A 22,413-nucleotide genomic window follows, 5' to 3' on the forward strand; every position below is an offset into this window, starting at 1 on the left:
CGATGGATTATTTCGGTAATTTAAAAGAACTCTTTAAGGATACGATCCTGTTAAATACGAGTGCATCCGGCCTGGAATCCTTTGCATCAATGCAGAAATATCCATTTCTTACAAACTGGAAACTGTCATATGCCTGTGCATCATCAAAGCTTGGCTCTACATAGCAGTCCTTTAAGATGGTCAGGGAATTCGGGTTTAAGTTCAGGGAACCGTCTTCCTTATTATATACCCCCTTCTCCTCATCCACCAGATTCTCATACAGCCTTACTTCTGCCTTCTGCGCAAACGGAGCCGGTACCCAGTGGATCGTTCCTTTTACCTTTCTTCCCGTGAAACCGCTGCCGCACTTTGTCTCCGGATCGTAGGTGCAGTGAACCTCAATCACATTACCGTTCTCATCTTTCACAAAGCTTTCGCATTTTACAAAGTATGCGTGCATCAGACGGACTTCATTGCCCGGGAACAGACGGAAATATTTCTTCGGCGGCTCCTCCATAAAATCTTCCCTCTCGATATAAAGCTCGCGGCAGAAAGGAACTTTTCTGCAGCCAAGTTCTTCATTTTCCAGGTTGTTGGCCACATCCAGATATTCCACTTCTCCCTCCGGATAATTGTCGATCACAAGCTTGATCGGATCTAACACTGCCATCATACGAGGCTTTTTCATCTTAAGATCCTCACGGATGCAATACTCAAGCATCGCATAATCTACAGAGCTCTGGCTCTTGGACACACCGCACATTTCAATAAACATCTTTATGGATTCCGGTGTGAACCCTCTTCTTCTCAGAGCGGCGATAGATACGAGACGCGGGTCATCCCAGCCATCCACGATCCCATCCTCTACAAGCTTTTTAATATACCGCTTTCCTGTCACGACATTCGTCAGGTACAGCTTTGCAAACTCGATCTGCCTCGGCGGATTCTCAAATTCACATTCCTTCACCACCCAGTCATACAGCGGTCTGTGATCCTCAAATTCTAAAGTACAGATAGAGTGTGTGATCCCCTCGATCGCATCCTCCAGAGGATGTGCAAAATCATACATCGGATAGACACACCACTTATCCCCTGTGTTGTGATGGCTCATGCGGGCAACACGGTAGATGATCGGGTCTCTCATGTTGATATTCGGTGAGGCCATATCGATCTTCGCACGCAGCACCTTTTCCCCATCCTTGTACTTGCCGTCCCTCATGTTCTGGAACAGCTCCAGGTTCTCCTCTACAGAACGATTCCTGTACGGGCTGTCTTTTCCTGGTTCAGTCAAGGTTCCTCTGTATTCACGAATCTCCTCCGGTGAAAGGTCACATACATAAGCCTTGCCTTTCTTGATCAGCTTCACTGCATACTCATACATCTGCTCAAAATAATCAGATGCAAAATACAGATGATCCTTCCAGTCGGCACCAAGCCACTTGATATCTTCCTTAATAGATTCGACGAACTCCACCTTCTCCTTCGTCGGGTTCGTATCATCAAAACGCATATGGAACGTTCCGCCATATTCCTGTGCCAGCCCATAATTCAAAAGAATGGACTTGGCATGTCCTATATGCAGGTATCCGTTCGGCTCCGGCGGGAATCTTGTGCAGACGTGGTCATACACGCCTTCTGCCAGATCCTTATCTATTTCCTGCTCAATAAAATTCTTTGAAACTGTATCGTTTGCCATGGTTTCCTCCTCATGTAGTAACATTCTGCCAATTATCTTACCATAAAATGTATGCCCCGACAAGGACTGGAAAACAATATTTTGTTTCATTTTTTTTGATATTGTGATATACTGTTGTGGTTTAAAGCGGCAGTGGGTTAAAAGGGGACTGACCCTTTTGCGCTCCGTTTTCTGAAAATTATGGAGGTTGTTTATGAAAAGAGAAAAATTTGGTTCCCGCCTTGGTTTTATTCTGGTATCAGCGGGTTGTGCAATCGGTTTAGGAAATGTTTGGAAATTCCCGTATATGACAGGGAAATTTGGTGGAGCGGCTTTTATCCTGATGTATCTGGTGTTCCTCGCGATCCTCGGAATGCCGATCATTGTCTGTGAATTCAGTGTGGGACGCGCAAGTCAGAAGAGTATTGCTACTTCTTATAATGCATTAGAGCCTGAGGGTACCCGATGGCATTTTACGCGCTGGTTTGCCATTGCCGGTAATTACATACTGGTCATGTTCTATTCTATGGTTGGCGGCTGGATGCTGTACTACTGCCTGCGCATGGCCAGGGGAGATTTTACCGGCGTTACTTCCGGTCAGGTTGTGGAAAGCTATGATCAGATGCTGGCTTCCCCGGGTACTTTGATGCTCTGGACCGTAGTCGTGATCCTGATCGCATTTGGAATCTGCAGTATCGGGCTGCAGAAGGGCGTAGAAAAAATTATGAAGGTCACTATGCTCTGCCTGCTTGGCATAATGGTCATACTGGCCATCCGTTCTGTTACCTTATCCGGCTCTGCAGAAGGGCTGCGCTTTTATCTCGTTCCTGATTTTCACAAGATGGTGGAAAATGGAATCGGAAATGTTATTTTCGGGGCTATGAGCCAGGCCTTTTTCACGCTGAGTATTGGGATGGGCGGCATGGCAATCTTCGGTAGCTACCTGGATAAATCCCGCTCCCTTACCGGGGAATCCGTAAGCATTGTCATCCTGGACACGTTCGTCGCCTTAGTTGCCGGGCTGATCGTTATTCCAGCCTGTTTTGCGTTTAATGTAGAGCCAGCTGCCGGACCTGGGCTCGTGTTCATCACCCTGCCTAATATTTTCACGCAGATGGCCGGAGGCAGAATCTGGGGATCCTTGTTCTTCCTATTTTTGTTTTTCGCAGCACTATCTACCATCGTGGGGGTTTTTGAAAATATTGTCTCCTTTGGAATGGATCTGTTTCATTTCAGCAGAAAAAAATCCGTAGGGATCAACATCCTGCTGATCACGGTCCTCAGCATTCCCTGCATTTTGGGATTCAGCGTCTGGTCGGATTTTCAGCCCCTCGGAGCCGGAACAAATATCATGGACCTGGAAGATTTCCTCGTATCCAACAATATTCTGCCGCTCGGCTCAGTAGTTTACCTGCTTTTCTGCACCCATAAAAATGGGTGGGGGTGGAAAAACTTTATTCAGGAAGCCAACAGCGGTCAGGGCATGAAGTTTCCAGAAAAAATACGAGGCTACATGACCCATGTACTCCCATGGATCGTAGTTATTATCTATCTGAAAGGATACTATGATATGTTTAGCGGACAGAGCACAGTCATTTTCGTAGTTTGGATGGTGATTGCCTTCCTATTCCTCGGAATGATCCTCATGGTCTCAAGAGCTAAGTCAAAAAAATAACTTCATCCCAATTGCAGCATTAAAAAATATCTACATAAAAAACGTATGACACAAGGCCTGCTCTTCTAGTGCCCAGCGTGTCATACGTTTTTCTGTCTGTAATTCTTCTATTATTCTGTATTCAGATAAACTTGAAAAATAAGATTTAAAAGGGAGTTTTTCTCTTTATTGTTTCAATTGTTTGAGAAAACTCGGAAAACAGTGAGCAAAAGGGTCTGACCCCTTTGCTACAACCTACTCCCCAATATCGTCATTGCCTGTGCCACTATAGCAGCGTGGTCCGCAGCAATCATCCCCCTTTTTTCCACGATAAACTTTTCTTCCCGGATCAGTCCTTTCCGAAGGATGTGAAGGACTTCTGCCCTTGTATCCAGCCCCTTTTCTTTATTCACAAAATGAAGGCTGTATCTTCTTCTGAGACTCGCCTCAGTTTCCTCCCTCTCCGTCTCTTCCATGGAGATATCACACCATACCGCATCCGCTGCATCGTCCCCGGCCTTCACCTTTACGTCGCGTTCGTCAACAAGTGCCATGTAGGCCGTTGTGATCACCCTTGCACGCGGATCCCTGTCGTAATCCCCATACACCGCGATCTGCTCCATCGCCAGATTCTCCACTCCTGTCTCCTCCAAAAGTTCTCTTCTTGCCGTATCATCCAGGTTCTCCTTAAGGTCAATGAACCCTCCCGGCAGCGCCCAGAACCCGATCGTGGGATGGTTGCTCCGCTTAACCAGCAGGATCTTCAGTCCTTCCATAGATGGCTTCAATTCCCCTATACAGGAAAATACAACCGCGTCCGTGGTGCAGCTCGGCGTTTGATACCGATATGGATCATAGGCCTCCAGAAACTCTTCCAGGCTCTGCCCTGCCTCATTGCGCTCTCCTGTTCCATAAAATGCTGTGATATCCTTTAAAAATGACGGCATTGTTCTACCTCCTGCATCTCTTCTATTATTATCTGTCCAGCTTCTCTTCTATTAATTCTGCCATAAAACAGGGACCAGGATCGCTCCTCGCCCCTATCTAATTATATGAAATTAATGTACCTATGTAAACCGATTTTAACAATCCTATCTGGCAAGCTTCACATAAGGCACAGACACGCCCGTCCCCACAGTAGCTGTCTCCGGGTAAAATTCCAGATACATCTGATCCAAGCGGTCCTCATCCATGATATAAATGAGTGTATACTCCAATTCTTCCCCTGCCTCCAGCGGCCTGAACATCGCATCCTTGATACGTGCGATTCCTTCGGTATGATACATTTTATCGATGTATACCGGGTAATTATTTCCCATTCCCGCTGACCACTGCAAATGATAATTTTCGTTTCCTTTATAATAATAGGAAGAGGGATATGAATAATTTCCATCCTCCCTTGGTTCCAGGGTAGTCAGTTCCGGTGCCAGACAGATCCCCATATCTGACTCTTTGCCGACCGCCTTATCAGAGTGATTTACTGCTTTCATCTTTACTACGACATACTTCGATCCGATTCCCTTCTGCAGAGTCCCATTGTCATCGCGCATATTCATATCCGGATACCAATATCTATCGTGTGGTTTCAACGTACCATCCGGATCTACCCACTCTGCCATCTCGTTTTCATAATCAACATAATATTCTGCAGGATATTCGTCCAGAGAAAGTGCATCCTTAACCTTAACATCTTCAACAATATATCTGACATCTTCAAATGCCCTCCCTTGTTCTAATGGATTTTCTACCTCCTGCCCAATTGCAATAATCTGATCTTTTGTAACCCCTTTCTGATTCATCTCATCTTGTTTTTTCTGTTCAGCTGCGTCAGCTTCTTTTTCCTTTGCTATCTCGTCCTTGGACGCATACGGAACGACCGTATCCAGAACGTTCACCTTGAGCCCCTCCGCAATCTTGACCAATTCCTCTGCCGGCAGATTACTCTCGCTCCAGACACAGACCATATACCCATATTCTTCATTAAACAGATAGAGGTTCTTTACCGATTTATCGCTGTCTGTATAAAAATTGTCACTGACAAATACATCTGTTTTCATTCCGCTGATCTCCATATTTTTCAGATGCTCATCCTTTGACAGCTCCTGGAAATTATTCTGACCGGCACGCTGTAACCAGTCCAGCTCAGCTGCATTATAAAAATAGACAGAGATATCACCTCCTGTGCTCTCGTCACTCCACTTTCCGCCCTTCGGAGTATTCCGGGCATTCAGTGTATATCCGTCTGGCATATAAGTGGGCGTCACTTCGATCGCATGTGCCTCCTTTGACCTGTCCACCTCAAACTGGTACCCGACCTTGTTCTCTCCTTTATCCACAAGATTCGCATTCAGAAACCTAACTCCAGAATCTGGGCGATCTCTCTGATCTTAAACCCCTCTGCATAGTATAAAAGCAGAATGATCCGGTATTTCTCATCCAGCTGGTTCATCAGTTCCTCAAACTCACAATTTTGATAAGCCATACAAACTTCTCCCTGTTCTGGAAACACATCCTTAAGAGTCTCATTCCTTTCCAAACGCAGGATATCCCTGCATTTATTGATCAGGATGCGGATCAGCCATGTTTTAAAATATTTCGGCTCCTTTAAGCCATCTATCTTTTCATAGCATGTAGTGATCGTCTCCTGTATGGCATCCGCAATATCTTCCGGAGAGCGCAGATAACTTCTTGCCACCTTATACATATCCTGTTTTTCAATTTCCATCAGCTCCACAAAAGCCTGATCATCCCGCTTTTGTGCTCTTTTGACAAGATATTTCAAGCAAATCCCTCCCTTCTTTTTCCCTGCCGGTACTAACCGGTATACAGCCACATTTACCGGACCACATTAACAGGCATTCTGCAATCTGTATATCCGGTCGCAGATGATATTTTCTCACGGCCTTCATGTGGATCTATCCCCCAGGATCTGTATTGCAAAAATCTCCTTTAGGTATACTAATTAGACGGGACTCCTTCTTAATTTGTTTCACTTTACCCCTTATAATTTTATATCTACTCCCCAGTTGAGCATAAAAACAATAAAAAGACAACCCACACATCCCTTCCTACTGCTGGAAAGGACTCTGCAGATTGTCTTTTATTAGAACCAACGCTATCGCACGGCCTGTATCATCTATGGCCCGGCTTATATATGTGGCTGCCCACACTTATTTTCATTTTAATTTTTTAACACTGATCTCTTTCTCTTACCTCTTCCGATATCCTATTCCCGCAGCTTCCACAGATAACCTTCTATCCCTGAAACAAGCTCCAGAAACCGGCAGTTCAATTCCTCCTTTTCTACCGGATTCTCGACCCGTATGTCAAAATCCGGAATTCCTAACAATGTCTGATTCGCAGCCGACCAGTCTCTTTTTAAAAGATGGTTCATTTGTTCCCAATTCTCATAGTGAACAAGATGGCATATTTCCAGATTATTCTTCATATTTTCTATAAATCTGGAAAAATATGGGATTTCCTCGATATGAAGATCTTTCACAAAAGCTAAAAGCTCTTCAAGAAGATTCTTTAATGGTTCAAGTTCCTCCCTCGCTAGGCTGTTCATAGCACCCCTCCTATACCAGCCTGTATCCGTTAAACACCTTCGTTTTTTTCATTATACCATAATCTCATGGACGTCTCATCATTTTGTGACATTATTTTACACAATTCGACAAATCGTAGCGCAGTATGTACGTTTATATCCCGAAAAATCTGGCCATACTATTAAAAAACATATTTTATACCCAAAAGGCACATCTTAATTCATGTCCTGAGGGATAATGTTCCAAAACATGTTTAATAAAATAATCCTTACGGAGGCGTTCCTTATGAAACGTTTTTACAGAAAACGTAAAAAATTATGTATCAGCTCATTGATCGGTGTTCTGTTTGTCAGTACCATTGGCTGCCTGCTGCATTTTGTCTATGAATGGTCAGGCAGACAGTTCCTTGTAGGTCTGGTTACACCTGTCAGTGAATCCACATGGGAACATATGAAGCTGATCTACTTCCCCATGCTGGTCTTCTTCCTTGCGGAATTTTACTTTTTATACAGATCCTATCCGCATCTTCTCAGGGCTGACCTGGGAGGAATACTGACCGGAACGCTGCTCATCCCTGTTATTTTCTACACCTACACAGGAATAATCGGCAGTCATAACCTCACTCTCGACATCCTCACCTTCCTCGTAAGTGCTCTCATCGGTGTGTTTGTCCGGTGCCGCCTGCTCTTGTCTGAGCAGAAGAAAGGATACACCTTCCTTTATTTCATCTGCGTACTGGTGCTGGGAGCATGCTTCCTCATTTTTACCTATTACCCGCCGGATATCGGACTGTTTGCTGCCCCGTAGACCAACCGCGGCCCTAAAGCTCATCTGCCCTTGTAAGCCTGATCTCAAAATCAGATTCAGGACAGATCAGCTTCCCGTTCCAACTCTCGGCATCCATTTTCCTTTCCATCCATACAAAAGGATCAGCACCGCTCCTACCAGCCAGGAGGTAGGGTAAACCATCATCAGCAGATCCAGGCTGTGTTTGTAAGCCATACTTCCCCAGATCCAGACGATTCGATAAAGGCACAGTGAGATCAGAAAGACAAACATCGTCTCCATGGTCCGTCCTGCTCCCCGGATGGTCCCGGAAAGGATCTGCAGGATCGCCAGCATCCAGTAAAACGGGCAGAAAAACCGCATAATATACACGCCGCAGTCCACGACTTCCATATTCTTTGTGAAGACGCCGATCACCTGCGGAGCAAAGGCCAGAAGAAGGATCCCTGTCGAGACCGTATATACCACGCCCATCGCAACTGAGGTAAACATACACTTTTTCACCCGATCTAACTTCCCTGCTCCGATATTCTGCCCTGTGAATGTAGTGGCCGCCATGCTGATGCTTAACACCGGAAGCAGATTGAATCCGTCAATTTTAATATAAGCGGCAAATCCCGCCATCACAACAGCGCCAAAACTGTTGACAGTGGACTGTACGATCACATTAGAAAGAGAGATCACTATATTCTGTACTCCTGTAGGCAGTCCGATTCTCAATATCTTACTCAGCAGATGATCGTAAAAACGGATCTCCCGAAGCCTGACCTTATACATTTCATCCGTTCTCGTCAAAAATAGAAGGATAAAAATACAGGAAATCAGCTGGCTGATATCTGTTGCAAGTGCCGCTCCGATGATCCCCATTTTAAAGACCACAACAAACAAAAAATCAAGAACGATATTTGAACAGGCAGCAATCAGCAGGTATACCAGTGAACGTTTCGAGTTTCCAACTGCATTCAGGATTCCCGCAGCCATATTGTAAATGACCGAAAAGACCATTCCCCCGAAATAGACCTGCAGATAGACCGATGCCTGGGAAAAAACTTCCGATGGAGTTCCCATTGCCCTTAATATCAGCGGCGTCAGCAGAACACCTGCCACAGTCATCACGATTCCCGCCACGATAGATAACGCTACCGTTGTATGTACAGCCTTTCGCAGCCCTTCCCGGTCCTGTGCCCCAAAAAACTGGGAGATCACGACTCCCGCCCCCGCTGACGCACCAATACAAAAACCGATCAACAGGCTGACTACTGAACTGCTCGCCCCCACAGCAGCCAGTGCCTCGCTTCCGATATAATTCCCCACGATAATGGAATCCACCGTATTATAAAGCTGCTGGAACAGATTCCCTAAAATCAGGGGGACAGCAAAAAAAAGCAGCTTTTTCCAGATTGTACCTTCCGTCATGATCGTTGTCTTCTTCATAAGTAAAATCTCCCTCAATCTCTATTCATACCCGGAAATCCTAAACAAAGCATGTTCCTCTAAAAACATACTTTTTCACATTTCCTTATAGACTTTATTCTACCATAAGTATAAAATAAAGTCTGTAGCAAAAAAAGATCCTGTTCTACTTTTTTTGCACTTCAGATACTGTGAATCACTGCAAAGGCTGATTATCTTAAGTCTGTAAGCCGTGTTTCAGCATCTGCCAATTATTCTAATATTCTCAGGAGGTATTTATCATATGAAATTTGTGATACAAAGAGTCACAGAAGCCTCTGTGACAGTAGAACATAAGGTGATCGGAGAGATCCAGAAGGGCTTCATGGTCCTGATCGGAGTATCCGACAGTGACAACGAACAGACCGCAGATAAAATGATCCGCAAGATGACCGGGCTGCGTATATTCGAAGACCAGGACGGCAAAACCAATCTCTCACTCGCGGATGTAGATGGAAGTCTTCTGCTCATCTCTCAGTTCACCCTTTATGCAAACTGTAAGAAGGGAAACCGTCCCAGCTTTATCGAGGCTGGAAAACCGGAGAAAGCCAATGCACTGTATGAATATATCATCCAGAAATGCCAAGACATCGTGCCGATCGTGGAAACCGGCAGCTTTGGGGCAGATATGAAGGTCAGTCTTGTCAATGACGGACCGTTTACGATCGTGCTGGATTCTGAAGAGCTCTAGATTTCTATCCCCCCACTCATAAGGGGCTTGCACACTTTTGCGATGCCGCGAAAGCGGCTAGATACCTTATCGCGGCGTGTGCATCCCCCGAGGGTTTTTATGATATAGGAAATTCCAGAGGAATTTCCTATATCATAAAAAAGACTTTCAAAAGATGCACTCTCTTGAAAGTCTTTTTATTAAGCTGTCGAGCGGAATCGAACCGCCGACCTCCGCCTTACCAAGGCGACGCTCTACCGGCTGAGCCACGACAGCCTGCGTGTATTTCTTACGCAACGGTATTAATATACACTAAAAACACTCTACTTGTCAATAAGATTTTTCAAATATTTTTCAAAATCCGTCTTGCATCGCTTTCCTCCTGCCCCCTCTTATATGAACCTTAAAGCTGAAGCTTCCGGGAAAATAAAAGAGCCTGCCAGAGATTACCTTATCACCACAATAAAGTAATCTCCGGCAGGCCTTATACATGATCAATCTTCGGACAGCTCTCTGCTACCAGCTCTGGAAGAAGACATTATTCCCCACATTGACACCGCCTTTATTGGTAGCGCCCGCATAGAGGAAGAAATAACAGTCAGCAACAGCTGCAAGCCTTGCCCCGTTTAACGCATCTTCTGCCACCTGCTGAGACAGATCACTAGGGCCTCTGGAGAGGACAGCATCCAGACTTCCTCGTGTAACAGGTTCGAATTGACCGGAAGCATACACAACCTCGGCGATCGTATTCGGGAATCGGGAATCATTGACCCGGTTCATGATCACTGTGGCTACGGCTAAGAGAGAATTATAATCCTGATATGCCTCGCATTCGATGATAGAAGCAAGCAGCCGTTTCTCATTTGCAGACACCTGCACAGCACCGGCACGCACGACTCTTCCGTCCGTATTCATCACTACAGCTCCGGCTGCAGCAGCGGCTTCCCTCTGCATCTGGGCTTTGAGTGCCTCTAAATCTGTTGAGGTCTCCTCGGCCTTCTTCTCAAGCTCCTTCTGGCGGCTGGCCAGCTCAACCTTCAACTCGCTCTCGGCCTTCTTCTGTGCCTTTAAGGTCTTTTCCTTTGCTTCGATATCCTTACTGATCTCGGTCAGCTTGTCCAGCATCTCTCGGTCATAATCACTGATATTCTGTACAAATTCCGCTTTGTTGAGGAAATCTGTCATGCTCTCTGCCGAAAAAAGTAATTCTAACAGAGTGGCATCCCCGGTCTCATACATATACTTGATCCGCGCCTTCATATCCTCATACTGCTTGTCCTCATCCTCCTTTGCCTCTTGAAGCAGATCTTCTGTACGGAGGATCTCAGCGGACATCATCTCTGTCCGCATCTCAATGGAAGCGATCTCTTCACTGATGGATACAATCTCCTTATTGATCCCATCCAACTCTGACTGCAGACTGGTTACCTTCTCCTGTGTAGATGAGGCCTCCTCTGCCTGTCCTAAAACCGGCGGGCTTATCAATGCTATCAGACAGATAAGAGCAATTCCCGCGTTCATACTTTGTTTCGAAAATCGTTTCATAAATTAGAGATTCCTTTCTGATAAAGTCGTCTGTTTTAGTATTATACTACAAGTTTGACTAAGACGCAATTTCTAAAATGAAAGATCCGCGGACCAGACCTGCACAAGGCCTGATTTTCCGCGGATCTTAAGGAATCATAAAATTATTTAAAACTGCTTTTTCTCCATGATCTTTAAGGAAATGGAGAAGGAGATCAGCCAGAGCAGGATACAGAATACTGTCACCCCTGCCACTGCTCCTGCAAGGCCTACTGTGGAAAGATTGTTAAGAATATCAGCCAGAGGGATCCCCAGCGCTTTCAGTATATATGAGATTGCAACACCTAACACTACCACTGCCCCAACTACTCCAAACAACGCGATCCTGCCCTTATCAGCACCGAATTTCAACTGTGCAGGAAGAGTCACTGCTAAGAGCAAAAATGCGGCACACAGCATCACACATGCTGTGAGCAGCCATTCTGTCAAATCCGTCCCCGGCTCTTTTATGATCGTATATACACCTGCAAAAACCGTTGTCACCAGCCACGGAATAACTGCAGCTGCAAACCCAAATACATACTTTTCGGCAACATACAGCTTACGGCTGACCGGGAGCGTGAACAGAAAAGCAGTACCGTTATCGAATTCATCGTAACTGATCGTACTGAGTGTAAACATGGAAAACATAATCACTCCGTAACTGATCAGAATAAAGGTGTTTCCCTGTGTCAGCATCAGCACTACCCCGATGGCACAAATAACAAGGTAAAAATTCATCTGATTTTTCAATAATTTAAAGTCTTTGATCAATAATCCTTTCATTTTCCTTCACCTCGTATCATCATTGTGATCACTTCGTCAATATTTCCCTTTTCCACGGTAATTCCACGGTAATTGTCCAGATAATACTGCTTCTCATCTGTCAGGCAGCTGTATCCGAAGTTTTCCTTTTTCCGTTTCAGGATATACCGCTTATCCAGCTTATCGTATTGTGCCTCTGTCACTTTAAGTACACCATAATCACCAAGAAGTCTGTCTGTCTCTTCATGCATGATGATTCTTCCACCGTGGATCATATAGATATCGTCACAGAGACCTTCCAGGTCACTGGATATGTGAGAACTGATCAGGATGGAACGCTCTCCGCTCTCCATATATTCCCTCATCAAATCCAAAAGCTCATCTCTGGCAATCACATCCAGTCCCGCAGTCGGTTCATCAAGGATAAGCAGCTTTGCCTGATGTGACATCGCTACAAGCACTTTTAACTTCGCCTTCATACCTGTAGAAAACTCCTTGATCTTCTTATCCATCGGAATACTGAACTTCCTGCACTTTTGCAGAAAATCTGCTTTGTTAAACGAAGAATACATACTGGACATGATCGGTATGATATCCCTGACCGTCAGATAACCGCTGAATCCCGAATCTGACAAGACAACTCCAACCTCTCCTTTCTCCCTCATGGAAAGTGTATTGACATCCTTTCCAAACATCTCTACCCTGCCGCCGTCTGTCTTGATCAGGCCTAAGATAGCTTTAAATGTGGTACTTTTCCCGGCCCCGTTCTGTCCGATCAGTCCGGTCACACATCCCTTTTGCACTTCAAGAGAACACTTTAGATCAAATTGTCCATAACGCTTCTCAACATTCTCTAATTTTAGTATCATTACTAATCCTCCAAAATGATTTGAAACAATTCTGTTAGTTCCTGATTACTCATGCCACAGCTTCTGCCCTTCCTGATGGCCATCTCAAGGTCGGCTTCCACATCCTTTTTCTTCTCTTCCAGCATAAACTCCTGGTTTGCACATGATACAAAGCTTCCTTTTCCATGGACAGTAACGATAAATCCTTCCTGTTCCAACGTATCATATGCCTTTTTTACAGTCAGTGCACTGACCCGGAGTTCCTTTGCCAAGGTTCTGACAGATGGCAGCATCACATCCTCTGCCAGTTCTCCCTGCATGATCTCATCCCGTATCTGGGTCTGGATCTGCTCATAAATGGGCTGCATGGAAGAATTATTAATAATTAACTTCATGGCAATCCTCCTTTGTTCATAAACAGTATATAACAGTATATAACTGTTGTCAACTGTTATATACTGTTTATTTGATTTTTATAAGAAACCCACAGAATAATAATCAGCAGGGACAGCCGAAATAACAGGAACAGATACCTGTAAATTTGAAAAAAATGATATGACTTGTATGGGTTGTCATTCTATAAATGGAGTAAATGAAAAGATGTGTGTGGATTATCCAATGCGAAAATGCGGCATGGAGAAAAAGAGTTCTCATTGTGCGGAATGTAATGATTATCCATGTCAATATATAGAGGACTATGTGCCAATAGAAAGCGATAATCGAAAGGCTTTAGAAGAATTAGCCCAACAATCTTAGAGTGTATTATTAGCGGTATACGGAGAGACTGGAGATGAATATGACGCACTCCCTCACGCCCTTATCTGTGGTGGGAGTGGTGGAGGAAAGACTTATTTTATCTTCCCTGTATACCATTCCTCATCCGCTACTCCAGAAGCTTTCCGGCCTTGGCGCGAATTCTCTGGAGTGCGTTATCGATAGCTTTCGGACTTTTTCCCAGAAGCTCTGCGATGGTCCTGTAGTCTGTCCCCATCAGATGAAGGTAGAGGACGTGATTCTCAAGAGGGCTTAAGCTCTGCTTGAGCTCCTCCACAAAAGCCTCTGTGAATTCTTTTCCGAAATACAGTGTTTCCGGGTTATTTTCCCGATCCGGTTCGATCGTGTCGATCAGAGGCAGTTTTTTTTCCTCATCCGTGCTCTCCCCTTCCTCATACAGGGAAATATAAGAGTTGAGGGGGATGTGCTTCTTTCTTTTGGAGGCTTCGATGGCCGTATACATCTGTCTCGATACGCACATCTCCGCAAAGGTGGCAAAGGAAGCTTTCTGGGAGGGATCAAAATCGCGCACTGCCTTGATCAGGCCGATCATCCCCTCCTGGATCAGATCTTCATTCTCTCCGCCGATCAGGTACATTGCCCTTGCCTTTTTGCGAACCATGGATTTGTACTTTACCATAAGATAATCCATGATCTTCGACTCGCCATTTTTAAAATCCCGGATCAACTGTTCGTCTGGTATCATATCATATTGATTCATCCGCGTCCCCCTCTGCCGACTTTTATTTCATCCGCTGGCGGACGATCTCATATGCCAGCACCCCTGCTGCCACTGAGGCATTCAGGGAATCGATCTCTCCCTTCATCGGAATACCTGCCACGAAATCGCATTTTTCCTTGACGAGTCTGCCGACACCTTCCCCTTCATTTCCGATCACCAGTCCGATCGGTCCTGTCAGATTCAGACGGTACATGGATTCTCCGCCCATATCCGCGCATACAAACCATAAGCCCCTCTCTTTTAACTCCTCCATCGTCTTTGCAAGGTTGGTCACCTTCGCTACAGGTGTGTAGTTGAGCGCCCCTGCGGATGTCTTGGCAACCGTAGCCGTCAGCCCCACTGCTCTCCTCTTGGGGATGATCACGCCGTGTGCCCCTGCCAGATTGGCTGTACGGATGATCGCGCCCAGGTTATGAGGATCCTCAATATTATCCAGAAGGATCAGGAAAGGATCCTCACCCTTTTCTTCTGCCTTTTTGAACATGTCTTCAATCTCTGCATACTCATAGGCCGCCGCATAAGCGATCACGCCCTGGTGCTTTCCTGTCTCTGACAGCTGGGAAAGCCTGTCCTTTCCTACAAAATTCAGGATCGTGTCGTGCTTTTTGGCTTCTCTGATGATCGTCCTGATGGGGCCGTCCTGACAGCCGTCAAGTACAAAGACCTTGTCGATAGGTTTCCCGGAACGAAAGGCTTCCAGTACTGCATTTCTGCCTTCGATCACCAGCGTATGTTCTTTATTTTCTACTTCGTTTCTCTGATTTTCCTGCATGATTTTCTCCATTTTCTTTCTTCAAATTTACCGGCTCTTAACACTTTCTATTCCCTATTTTGCCTCAAAGTATTCCTCATCCAGGCTGTCCAGTCCGATCTTTACCAGCTCCATGACTCGTTGATACTCCTTTTTCAGGTACAGATATCCAAGCAGCGCCTCGAACCCGGTCGCCCTCCTGTAATCTGTGATAGACTGGTTCTTAGCCGGTGATACGGATTTGGCATTTCGCCCCCGTCTGTATACGGCGTGCTCCTCCTCGGTCAGGTGTCCCTGCATCTCTCTCATCATCAGCGACTGGGTGGATGCCTGTACGAATCTGCTCGTCTCTTCATGCAGCTTATGTACCTGCTTATTCCCCCGGCTGATGATCATGGTCTTAATGATCAGGTCATAGATACAGTCTCCGATATACGCCAGAACAAGAGGTGAATAGCCTGCGGCATCCACCTCTTTCAGATTTAAAACTTCCTGTATATAATCATGAAACTCAAAATTTACGCTTTTTTCCATTTTACTCCTTCTCGTGTATCTTCCAGAATAATTCCTTTTGCAAGCAGTTCATCACGGATCTCATCTGCTCTTGCAAAATTCTTTGCCTTCCTTGCTGCCTGGCGCTCCTCGATCAGCGCCTCAATATCTTCGGCAAGCATCTCTTCTTCCTTCTCCACGATGATCCCTAAGACATCCGTAAGCTTTAGGATCAGATCCAGCAGTCCCTGTAAATATTCTGCGGAGCTTTCAGCGTCTGCCGTCGTATTGCAGTATTTTACAAGATCGAAGATGGAAGCAATGGCATCTGCCGTGTTAAAGTCATCGTCCATGGCTCTCTCAAAAGCATCCACAAACTCCTGTGTCTTCGCAAACGCTTCCTTTTCTGCCTCTGTCATCTCCTGAACCTTTACTGCCCCAAGAAGAAACTTCAGATTGTCTGCTGCAGTAATGATCCGGTCCAGTCCCGTCTTCGCTGCTGCCATCAGATCCGCGCTGAAATTAAGCGGTGTGCGGTAGTGCGCCCCCAGCATGAAGAAACGCAGCACCTGCAGGTCGTATTTTTCGCTGATCTCCCGGACGGTAAAGAAATTTCCGAGGGATTTGGACATCTTCTTGTTGTCGATATTTAAAAATGCGTTGTGCATCCAGTATTTTGCAAAATCTTTGCCATTGGCAGCCTCGCTCTGTGCGATCTCGTTCTCATGGTGAGGGAACACAAGATCCTCCCCGCCTGCATGGATATCGATCTGCTCTCCTAAATACTTCTTGGACATCTCGGAGCACTCGATATGCCAGCCCGGACGGCCCTCACTCCACGGAGACTCCCATGCCGGCTCGCCTTCCTTTTTCGGTTTCCAGAGAACGAAATCAAGAGAATCCTCCTTCTCGTCTTCTCCGGTTACCAGAAGTGCACGTCCGCCGGACTGCAGATCGTCCAGATTCTTGTGGGAAAGCTTTCCATACTGCTCAAATCTCCTGGTGCGGAAATATACCGTACCGTTTTTCTCATACGCATAACCTTTATCGATCAACGTCTGGATCATATCCACCATTCCGCAGATCTCCTCTGTTGCAAGCGGGTTTTTCGTTGCAGGCTTCACATTCATGCCTTCCATATCCTTCTTGCACTCTGCAATGTAGCGCTTGGAGATCTCCTCTGCAGTCACGCCTTCCTCGATGGCCTTCTTGATGATCTTGTCATCTACATCCGTAAAGTTGGACACATAGTTTACATCATAGCCCTTATACTCAAAATATCTTCTCACCGTATCAAATACGATCATCGGTCTGGCATTACCGATATGGATAAAGTTGTAAACGGTAGGTCCGCATACATACATCTTTACCTTTCCTTCCTCCAAAGGTACAAATTCTTCTTTTTTCTTAGACATTGTGTTATATATCTTCATCCTTCTTCTCCTCTTTCTTCTCGTTTTTTATCTCACACTCCGGCCCTATCATACATCTCATATGCTTTTCCATCTCTTTGAGCTGTCGATACAGGCGGAGGTTATCACTCTGTAATTCCCGGATATCATTCAATACTGGGTCAGGCAGATGTACCTGATCCATATCTATACGCGGCACCTTCTGGTCACCCATCTTCACGACACGCCCCGGAACGCCGACCACTGTACAGTTAGGCGGTACTTCCTCTAAAACTACGGAACCAGCTCCGATCTTTGAATTCTCACCGATCGTAAAAGATCCCAGAATCTTGGCTCCCGCACTGACCATAACGTTATCCTTAAGGGTGGGGTGTCTCTTCCCCTGTTCCTTTCCTGTACCGCCAAGCGTTACGCCCTGATACAAAGTCACATTATCCCCGATGATGGTCGTCTCACCAATGATCACGCCGCTCCCGTGGTCGATAAACAGCCCCTTGCCGATGGTTGCCCCCGGATGGATCTCGATCCCTGTCTTCCTTGCTGCCCTCTGGGAAATCCACCTGGCCAGAAAGTAATGCTTTTTCAAATAAAGCCTGTGGGCTACTCTGTATCTTAGTATAACTTTAAAACTCGGGTAAAGCAATACTTCCAGGTTCGATTTGATCGCAGGGTCCCGTTCCCGGATCACCTGGATCTCACTCTTGATATAAGATAGCATTCCCATAACATATTCCTCCATTCCAAAGAAAAGAAAAAGACCCCGTCTCTGCATTAGAGACGAAGTCATATCCGCGGTTCCACTCTATTAAAAGAATCTCTTCTTTCACTCATCGCATGTAACGTATGCCACACGTACCCCGCTACTTAGGGATTCCCCTTTCACAGGATCAGCTCCCGGACGCACTTCACAGATCCTTCCCTTGAGACTGCTTACAGCCGGTGACAGTCTCTCTCTGAAAGTTCCAAATCAGCTACTCTTTCCGTTCAACGCCTTTGGTTTCGTATAGATATAAATATATATTATTCAAATTTTCCCAATTTGTCAATAAATTTCGATAATGGAGAGCAAAAGGGTCAGACCCCTTTGAACCGGGGTCTGACCCTTTTGCTCTCCATTATCAGTCAATTCAGACTATTTCATTTAAGAATACATTCTTCAATGTCCGGATCTTCTTAAGTTCTTTCCCTAACCGTTCCGGTATGATCACATCGTCTTCCTTACGGATCTCTTCCACTGTCTTATACCCAAACAATAGACTCGTCAGAGCACCAATCGGAATCACCCCTTCGGAATCTTCTGTCTCCCGAACCTGAATATCACAGCTGTCAGATCCCCCTGTCAGCTTCCACACCCGGCTGTTCCTTGTGACGATAGAATCCAAAACCGCAAAGGAGCAGCGAAGCTCTTCTCCTTCTTTCACCTTCATCGCAGATAAAAGCGATTCGAGATGCAGGATCCGTGCCATGATGACCGGAACTTTTTTCGAAGAAGCACTCTTTCGTCCCGCATAGATTTTGACCGGGGCATCTGCGCCGGGCTTTAATTCATGGACAGCCTTTTGAAATGCCTCTTCGCATTCCGGCAGGTAAAGAGGCTCCCGGATCTCAGCCGTCTCATCTTCACAGGCATATGCAAACATTCCCGCCAGCGTTCCCTCTTTTTTAAGTAGCTTAACTCCGCCGTTTTCACTCTGCTGCTCGAAGATCATGGTCTGGTAATACTTCTCATCGCGCACGGCATATACCTGATACTGTGACGCAAAATGGCTGTTGAAAAATCCAGCCATATCAGAAGCATCCCGCATGGAGGCATCCACACATTCCATATCGGCCTCCCCCTCTGTTCCCATGCTTTCACACTGCTCCTGCGCGTAGATAAACCGAAAATCATAAGGCGTATAGATCGCCTCTGCCGCAGGCATCAAAAAGGTGAACGGCTCTTTCCTGTCATACATGTCCTTCATGGACCGTCTTAACAGCTCCCCCATATATCCGCGCTTCCTGTAACTCTCCTCTGTTGCCACCGCAATGATATAATTGCATGAAAACTCCTCATCTTCCACCCGGAGCAGATAGGGGTTCAGCTGCAGCATCGAACGGATCTTTTCATCCTCCTCGATCACATAGATCTGATTATCCCTCGTTTTGATAAAATAATAGTAATCCAGAAATGCCCTGCTGTCCTCTGGAAATACCTTCTCCCACAGCTCCCTTGTCAGGCTGTGCTCATTCAACTCAAGTTTACGAAGCTGCATGTCTTTATCCTTTCCCGCATCTGTTACTTCTTCTGGCACCCCGGACAGCTGCTGCATCCACCCGGATTCGGTGTCACATCATAGCTGCTGTAATTGGTGATCTTCTCCAGGGCACAAACCGCCTGTGAGGAAATCCCTTCCCCGCTTCCTGTAAAGCCTAAGCCCTCTTCTGTCGTCGCCTTTACATTGATCTGGTCCACAGAAATCTTCAGCGCTTCTGCCATGTTCTCCCGCATCTGATCGATATAAGGCCGCATCTTCGGACGCTGTGCAATGATCGTGGCATCAATGTTTTCTATAATATACTGATGCTCGTCCAGAAGTCCTGCCACATGCTCCAGAAGCCTGATACTTGAAATCCCCTTATACTGCGGATCCGTATCTGGAAAATGTGTTCCGATATCGCCAAGTGCTGCCGCGCCTAAAAGCGCATCCATGACTGCATGAAGCAGCACATCTGCATCGGAATGTCCCAAAAGACCTTTTTCATAAGGAATTGTAACTCCCCCAAGGATCAAATCTCTTCCTTCAACCAGTTTATGAACATCATATCCCATACCTACACGCATGCCACAGTCCTCCTTTTCTTCGTCCGTCTCTTACTTTCCGTCTGTATCCTGATCTTCCGAATGATGATTCATACCATTATCTTCTGCAATTTGAGAAATGCTATTCCCGGATGCCTCGTTCTCCTTAGGAAAATCATTCTCTGCTGTATCATCTTCCATTTCTTCCAAATCCTGCTCATCGGCCGCTGTTTCATTTCTCATTGCCCAAACCTTTTTAATAGAAGAAGCCGCATACAACACGCCGACTATTATAAAAATGCCCGCCATGAACAGCATAAACATCTGATTCTCAGGTTTATCTGCCACGACACCTCTAATTAGATTGATTCCCAGATAGGTCAGATATAATCCTGCCACAATTCTCAGTACATACCAAGACTTTTTACTCATCACTTCATCCTCCGCTTTATTTTTCACTATCTGATTCTATCATAAAATAAGAATGATTACCAGATTTATGTAGCAAAAACGCCTTGACAAAACGTCAAAAAAGACTCCAGTAAAAATTCTGGAGTCTCTAAGTAGCGGAAACTGGATTTGAACCAGCGACACCACGGGTATGAACCGTGTGCTCTAGCCAACTGAGCTATTCCGCCATATTTAATTATTTAGATAGTTATGGGGCCTACAGGGCTCGAACCTGTGACCCTCTGCTTGTAAGGCAGATGCTCTCCCAGCTGAGCTAAGACCCCATAATACTTTTGCTCCCTGCAGTTGATCGCTTGTCTCATCCGCAGCTCGCTTTGCTATTATACTATTAACTACCTCCAATTGTCAACAATTTTTTTAATTTTTTTCAAAAAACTTGGTGACAATCAATAGCGGAAACTGGATTTGAACCAGCGACACCACGGGTATGAACCGTGTGCTCTAGCCAACTGAGCTATTCCGCCATATTTTAGTCTCTGCAGTGCGTTCCCGCATCTTGCTTTGTTATTATACTACGATGTGGCAAGAATTGTCAATATTTTTTTTATTTTTTTAATTGTTTGAACAATAAGTCGGTTACAGTTCTCTCGCCTGTTTATGAGCAAAAGGAGTCGTAAAATGGCGGGAAAGCATCGAAGATGCGTTTTGCGAATGGCGCATGTGAACTGTATCATAACCTGTAACTGTAAACAGCAGCAAGCAGACGCCCCCTTCCGGTATTCCCTTTACGCGGGCGTCCGCCATCTGCTCTTAAATCTATTGCGTCAATCTCTTATTTGAAGTAATTTACACCTGACTCAAAGATCTTCAAATCCTGCTCTCCGTAAATATTGATCGCCACAGAATCATCCCGTCTCTCGGAATGTGCCATCTTACCAAGCACACGTCCGTCAGGACTTGTGATACCTTCGATCGCACGGTAAGAGCCGTTTACATTCCACTCTTCGTTCATGCTGATCACGCCGTCCGGATCACAGTACTGTGTTGCCACCTGACCGTTTGCAAACAGCTTGTCAAGCCACTCTTCACTTGCAACAAATCTTCCTTCTCCATGAGAAGCCGGGTTCGTGTAGACACCACCAAGTACAGCTCCCTGTAACCATGGGGATTTATTTGTCACAACCTTGGTATAGACCATCTTGGAGATATGACGTCCGATGGTATTATATGTCAAAGTCGGTGAATCCTCTGTCTGTCCGACAATTTTTCCATAAGGAACGAGACCAAGCTTGATCAGCGCCTGGAATCCATTGCAGACACCCAGTGCAAGACCGTCTCTCTCATTCAACAGCTTCTCTACCGCTTCTTTGATCTTTGCATTCTGGAATGCAGTGGCAAAGAACTTCGCGGAACCATCCGGCTCATCACCTGCACTGAATCCACCCGGGAACATGATCATCTGAGCCTGTGCAATCGCCTTTTCAAACTCATCCACAGAATCACGGATATCAGCGGCATCCAGATTCTTGAATACCTTTGTGATAACCTTCGCTCCGGCGCGTTCAAACGCTTTCTTACTGTCGTACTCGCAGTTTGTACCCGGGAATACCGGAATAAATACGGTCGGCTGCGCGATCTTGTGGCTGCAGATATGGATATCCTTTGTATCATACAGCTTCTCTTCCAGAACCTCATCGCTGTCCGCAGAAGACTTGGTTGCGAAAACATTTTCCAGAGTCCGGGTCCAGGCTTTTTCTGCTTCATCCAGCGTCACTGCTGTATTTCCATAGCTAAATGTCCGGTCATCTGTCACTTCACCGATCACGGTATAAGTAATGCTAAGTTCTCCCACCTTATCAGCAGGAACCTCTGCAACAATATCGCCGAATGCCGGAGCAAAAAGTTCTCCTGCATCCATATTATGCTCGATCTTTACACCAAACGCGTTACCAAACGCCATCTTGCTGACAGCCGCGATCACACCGTGACGGTCCAGCGCATATGCAGAAACGATCTTTCCGCTGTGGATATCGTCTGCAAACTTGCCGTACTGATCCATCAGCTGACCGTATACCGGCAGGTCATACTCATCCTTCTCGATCCTCATCC

The 22,413-nt window shown here is 45.8% G+C and carries 23 protein-coding genes, 4 tRNA genes and 1 other annotated feature; of the genes, 4 read left to right on the forward strand and 23 right to left on the reverse strand.

Translation table 11 applies throughout. The features are described from left to right. Positions 1-7: 7 nt before the first annotated feature. Complete coding sequence (locus AC4OGX_RS11185) at positions 8-1,675, reverse strand: glutamine--tRNA ligase/YqeY domain fusion protein (RefSeq protein ID WP_493330536.1); 1,668 nt, start codon at positions 1,673-1,675, stop codon at positions 8-10. Between the two features lie 193 nt (positions 1,676-1,868). Between AC4OGX_RS11185 and AC4OGX_RS11190 the strand changes: the two genes are divergently transcribed. After that, complete coding sequence (locus AC4OGX_RS11190; RefSeq protein ID WP_493330538.1) at positions 1,869-3,329, forward strand: sodium-dependent transporter; 1,461 nt, start codon at positions 1,869-1,871, stop codon at positions 3,327-3,329. A 227-nt stretch (positions 3,330-3,556) separates the two neighbouring features. On the opposite strand, the gene AC4OGX_RS11195 is transcribed toward AC4OGX_RS11190, so the two are convergent. The 4 genes from AC4OGX_RS11195 to AC4OGX_RS11210 all read right to left on the reverse strand — a co-directional run bounded on the left by AC4OGX_RS11195 (position 3,557) and on the right by AC4OGX_RS11210 (position 6,876). Beyond that, positions 3,557-4,255: an NUDIX domain-containing protein gene (locus tag AC4OGX_RS11195; protein ID WP_493330539.1), complete on the reverse strand. Its 699-nt coding sequence runs from the start codon at positions 4,253-4,255 to the stop codon at positions 3,557-3,559. 144 nt (positions 4,256-4,399) lie between these two features. Beyond that, positions 4,400-5,644, reverse strand: coding sequence for a DUF4367 domain-containing protein (locus tag AC4OGX_RS11200; RefSeq protein WP_493330540.1), 1,245 nt, complete (start codon positions 5,642-5,644; stop codon positions 4,400-4,402). A gap of 11 nt (positions 5,645-5,655) precedes the next feature. Beyond that, on the reverse strand, positions 5,656-6,090 hold the full coding sequence (locus AC4OGX_RS11205; protein WP_493330541.1) for an RNA polymerase sigma factor: 435 nt from the start codon (positions 6,088-6,090) through the stop codon (positions 5,656-5,658). 444 nt (positions 6,091-6,534) lie between these two features. Further along, positions 6,535-6,876: a hypothetical protein gene (locus AC4OGX_RS11210; RefSeq protein ID WP_493330543.1), complete on the reverse strand. Its 342-nt coding sequence runs from the start codon at positions 6,874-6,876 to the stop codon at positions 6,535-6,537. 265 nt (positions 6,877-7,141) lie between these two features. On the opposite strand from AC4OGX_RS11210, the gene AC4OGX_RS11215 reads away from it, so the two are divergent. Further along, positions 7,142-7,663, forward strand: coding sequence for a DUF6512 family protein (locus AC4OGX_RS11215; RefSeq protein ID WP_493330545.1), 522 nt, complete (start codon positions 7,142-7,144; stop codon positions 7,661-7,663). A gap of 66 nt (positions 7,664-7,729) precedes the next feature. Here AC4OGX_RS11215 and AC4OGX_RS11220 read toward each other — a convergent pair whose 3' ends face one another. After that, a complete protein-coding gene (locus tag AC4OGX_RS11220) occupies positions 7,730-9,076 on the reverse strand; it encodes an MATE family efflux transporter (RefSeq protein WP_493330546.1) in 1,347 nt (448 codons plus the stop codon). A gap of 262 nt (positions 9,077-9,338) precedes the next feature. Between AC4OGX_RS11220 and dtd the strand changes: the two genes are divergently transcribed. Next, positions 9,339-9,785 (forward strand): D-aminoacyl-tRNA deacylase, encoded by a 447-nt coding sequence (dtd, locus tag AC4OGX_RS11225; RefSeq protein WP_493330548.1) that lies wholly within the window; start codon positions 9,339-9,341, stop codon positions 9,783-9,785. A 182-nt stretch (positions 9,786-9,967) separates the two neighbouring features. Here dtd and AC4OGX_RS11230 read toward each other — a convergent pair. The 5 genes from AC4OGX_RS11230 to AC4OGX_RS11250 form a co-directional block, all read right to left on the reverse strand. Then, positions 9,968-10,040, reverse strand: a tRNA-Thr gene (locus AC4OGX_RS11230). Between the two features lie 240 nt (positions 10,041-10,280). After that, positions 10,281-11,309, reverse strand: a complete 1,029-nt coding sequence (locus AC4OGX_RS11235; protein WP_493330549.1) for a cell wall hydrolase — start codon at positions 11,307-11,309, stop codon at positions 10,281-10,283. Between the two features lie 147 nt (positions 11,310-11,456). Continuing rightward, the gene (locus AC4OGX_RS11240) at positions 11,457-12,113 is read right to left on the reverse strand and encodes an ABC-2 transporter permease (protein ID WP_493330551.1); all 657 of its coding nucleotides are present in this window, start codon (positions 12,111-12,113) and stop codon (positions 11,457-11,459) included. Further along, the gene (locus AC4OGX_RS11245) at positions 12,110-12,958 is read right to left on the reverse strand and encodes an ABC transporter ATP-binding protein (RefSeq protein ID WP_493330577.1); all 849 of its coding nucleotides are present in this window, start codon (positions 12,956-12,958) and stop codon (positions 12,110-12,112) included. Before AC4OGX_RS11245 ends, AC4OGX_RS11240 begins: the two co-directional genes overlap by 4 nt. A 5-nt stretch (positions 12,959-12,963) precedes the next feature. Beyond that, positions 12,964-13,335: a GntR family transcriptional regulator gene (locus AC4OGX_RS11250; RefSeq protein WP_493330552.1), complete on the reverse strand. Its 372-nt coding sequence runs from the start codon at positions 13,333-13,335 to the stop codon at positions 12,964-12,966. A 121-nt stretch (positions 13,336-13,456) separates the two neighbouring features. Between AC4OGX_RS11250 and AC4OGX_RS11255 the strand changes: the two genes are divergently transcribed. Beyond that, a complete protein-coding gene (locus tag AC4OGX_RS11255) occupies positions 13,457-13,696 on the forward strand; it encodes a DUF3795 domain-containing protein (RefSeq protein WP_493330578.1) in 240 nt (79 codons plus the stop codon). 127 nt (positions 13,697-13,823) lie between these two features. Here AC4OGX_RS11255 and AC4OGX_RS11260 read toward each other — a convergent pair whose 3' ends face one another. The 12 genes from AC4OGX_RS11260 to AC4OGX_RS11315 all read right to left on the reverse strand — a co-directional run. Then, positions 13,824-14,435 carry a sigma-70 family RNA polymerase sigma factor gene (locus tag AC4OGX_RS11260; protein ID WP_493330553.1) on the reverse strand — a complete coding sequence of 204 codons (612 nt, stop codon included), beginning with the start codon at positions 14,433-14,435 and terminating at the stop codon, positions 13,824-13,826. 22 nt (positions 14,436-14,457) lie between these two features. Beyond that, a complete protein-coding gene (rlmB, locus tag AC4OGX_RS11265; RefSeq protein WP_493330555.1) occupies positions 14,458-15,228 on the reverse strand; it encodes a 23S rRNA (guanosine(2251)-2'-O)-methyltransferase RlmB in 771 nt (256 codons plus the stop codon). Between the two features lie 54 nt (positions 15,229-15,282). Next, complete coding sequence (locus AC4OGX_RS11270; RefSeq protein ID WP_493330557.1) at positions 15,283-15,741, reverse strand: Mini-ribonuclease 3; 459 nt, start codon at positions 15,739-15,741, stop codon at positions 15,283-15,285. After that, entirely contained in the window at positions 15,726-17,132 is a 1,407-nt protein-coding gene (cysS, locus tag AC4OGX_RS11275; protein ID WP_493330559.1) for a cysteine--tRNA ligase, read from the reverse strand. Before cysS ends, AC4OGX_RS11270 begins: the two co-directional genes overlap by 16 nt. Next, positions 17,119-17,835, reverse strand: a complete 717-nt coding sequence (gene epsC, locus AC4OGX_RS11280) for a serine O-acetyltransferase EpsC (RefSeq protein WP_493330561.1) — start codon at positions 17,833-17,835, stop codon at positions 17,119-17,121. The genes cysS and epsC overlap by 14 nt, the downstream gene beginning before the upstream one ends. A 46-nt stretch (positions 17,836-17,881) precedes the next feature. Beyond that, positions 17,882-18,108: a binding site (T-box leader), on the reverse strand. A 130-nt stretch (positions 18,109-18,238) separates the two neighbouring features. After that, the gene (locus AC4OGX_RS11285) at positions 18,239-19,405 is read right to left on the reverse strand and encodes a GNAT family N-acetyltransferase (protein WP_493330563.1); all 1,167 of its coding nucleotides are present in this window, start codon (positions 19,403-19,405) and stop codon (positions 18,239-18,241) included. Continuing rightward, entirely contained in the window at positions 19,390-19,935 is a 546-nt protein-coding gene (ispF, locus tag AC4OGX_RS11290; RefSeq protein ID WP_493330565.1) for a 2-C-methyl-D-erythritol 2,4-cyclodiphosphate synthase, read from the reverse strand. Before ispF ends, AC4OGX_RS11285 begins: the two co-directional genes overlap by 16 nt. A gap of 30 nt (positions 19,936-19,965) precedes the next feature. After that, the gene (locus tag AC4OGX_RS11295) at positions 19,966-20,325 is read right to left on the reverse strand and encodes a hypothetical protein (RefSeq protein WP_493330567.1); all 360 of its coding nucleotides are present in this window, start codon (positions 20,323-20,325) and stop codon (positions 19,966-19,968) included. A 132-nt stretch (positions 20,326-20,457) separates the two neighbouring features. Next, positions 20,458-20,531, reverse strand: a tRNA-Met gene (locus AC4OGX_RS11300). A 23-nt stretch (positions 20,532-20,554) separates the two neighbouring features. Further along, positions 20,555-20,627: transfer RNA gene (locus tag AC4OGX_RS11305), tRNA-Val, on the reverse strand. 127 nt (positions 20,628-20,754) lie between these two features. Then, positions 20,755-20,828 (reverse strand) — tRNA-Met (locus AC4OGX_RS11310). A 308-nt stretch (positions 20,829-21,136) separates the two neighbouring features. After that, positions 21,137-22,413: phosphoribosylformylglycinamidine synthase subunit PurQ (locus tag AC4OGX_RS11315; protein WP_493330568.1), on the reverse strand; the 1,277-nt coding region annotated here is incomplete at its 5' end.

The sequence above is a fragment of the Faecalicatena sp. genome (genome assembly GCF_058819085.1).

Excerpts from the sequence above, each read along its gene's own strand:
- cysS (WP_493330559.1), bottom strand. The coding sequence starts at position 17,132 with ATGAAGATATATAACACAATGTCTAAGAAAAAAGAAGAATTTGTACCT.
- AC4OGX_RS11190 (WP_493330538.1), top strand. The coding sequence starts at position 1,869 with ATGAAAAGAGAAAAATTTGGTTCCCGCCTTGGTTTTATTCTGGTATCA.
- AC4OGX_RS11235 (WP_493330549.1), bottom strand. The coding sequence starts at position 11,309 with ATGAAACGATTTTCGAAACAAAGTATGAACGCGGGAATTGCTCTTATC.
- AC4OGX_RS11215 (WP_493330545.1), top strand. The coding sequence starts at position 7,142 with ATGAAACGTTTTTACAGAAAACGTAAAAAATTATGTATCAGCTCATTG.
- AC4OGX_RS11195 (WP_493330539.1), bottom strand. The coding sequence starts at position 4,255 with ATGCCGTCATTTTTAAAGGATATCACAGCATTTTATGGAACAGGAGAG.
- AC4OGX_RS11220 (WP_493330546.1), bottom strand. The coding sequence starts at position 9,076 with ATGAAGAAGACAACGATCATGACGGAAGGTACAATCTGGAAAAAGCTG.
- rlmB (WP_493330555.1), bottom strand. The coding sequence starts at position 15,228 with ATGCAGGAAAATCAGAGAAACGAAGTAGAAAATAAAGAACATACGCTG.
- AC4OGX_RS11210 (WP_493330543.1), bottom strand. The coding sequence starts at position 6,876 with ATGAACAGCCTAGCGAGGGAGGAACTTGAACCATTAAAGAATCTTCTT.
- dtd (WP_493330548.1), top strand. The coding sequence starts at position 9,339 with ATGAAATTTGTGATACAAAGAGTCACAGAAGCCTCTGTGACAGTAGAA.
- AC4OGX_RS11240 (WP_493330551.1), bottom strand. The coding sequence starts at position 12,113 with ATGAAAGGATTATTGATCAAAGACTTTAAATTATTGAAAAATCAGATG.
- AC4OGX_RS11260 (WP_493330553.1), bottom strand. The coding sequence starts at position 14,435 with ATGAATCAATATGATATGATACCAGACGAACAGTTGATCCGGGATTTT.
- AC4OGX_RS11295 (WP_493330567.1), bottom strand. The coding sequence starts at position 20,325 with ATGAGTAAAAAGTCTTGGTATGTACTGAGAATTGTGGCAGGATTATAT.
- AC4OGX_RS11270 (WP_493330557.1), bottom strand. The coding sequence starts at position 15,741 with ATGGAAAAAAGCGTAAATTTTGAGTTTCATGATTATATACAGGAAGTT.
- AC4OGX_RS11250 (WP_493330552.1), bottom strand. The coding sequence starts at position 13,335 with ATGAAGTTAATTATTAATAATTCTTCCATGCAGCCCATTTATGAGCAG.
- epsC (WP_493330561.1), bottom strand. The coding sequence starts at position 17,835 with ATGGGAATGCTATCTTATATCAAGAGTGAGATCCAGGTGATCCGGGAA.
- AC4OGX_RS11185 (WP_493330536.1), bottom strand. The coding sequence starts at position 1,675 with ATGGCAAACGATACAGTTTCAAAGAATTTTATTGAGCAGGAAATAGAT.
- ispF (WP_493330565.1), bottom strand. The coding sequence starts at position 19,935 with ATGCGTGTAGGTATGGGATATGATGTTCATAAACTGGTTGAAGGAAGA.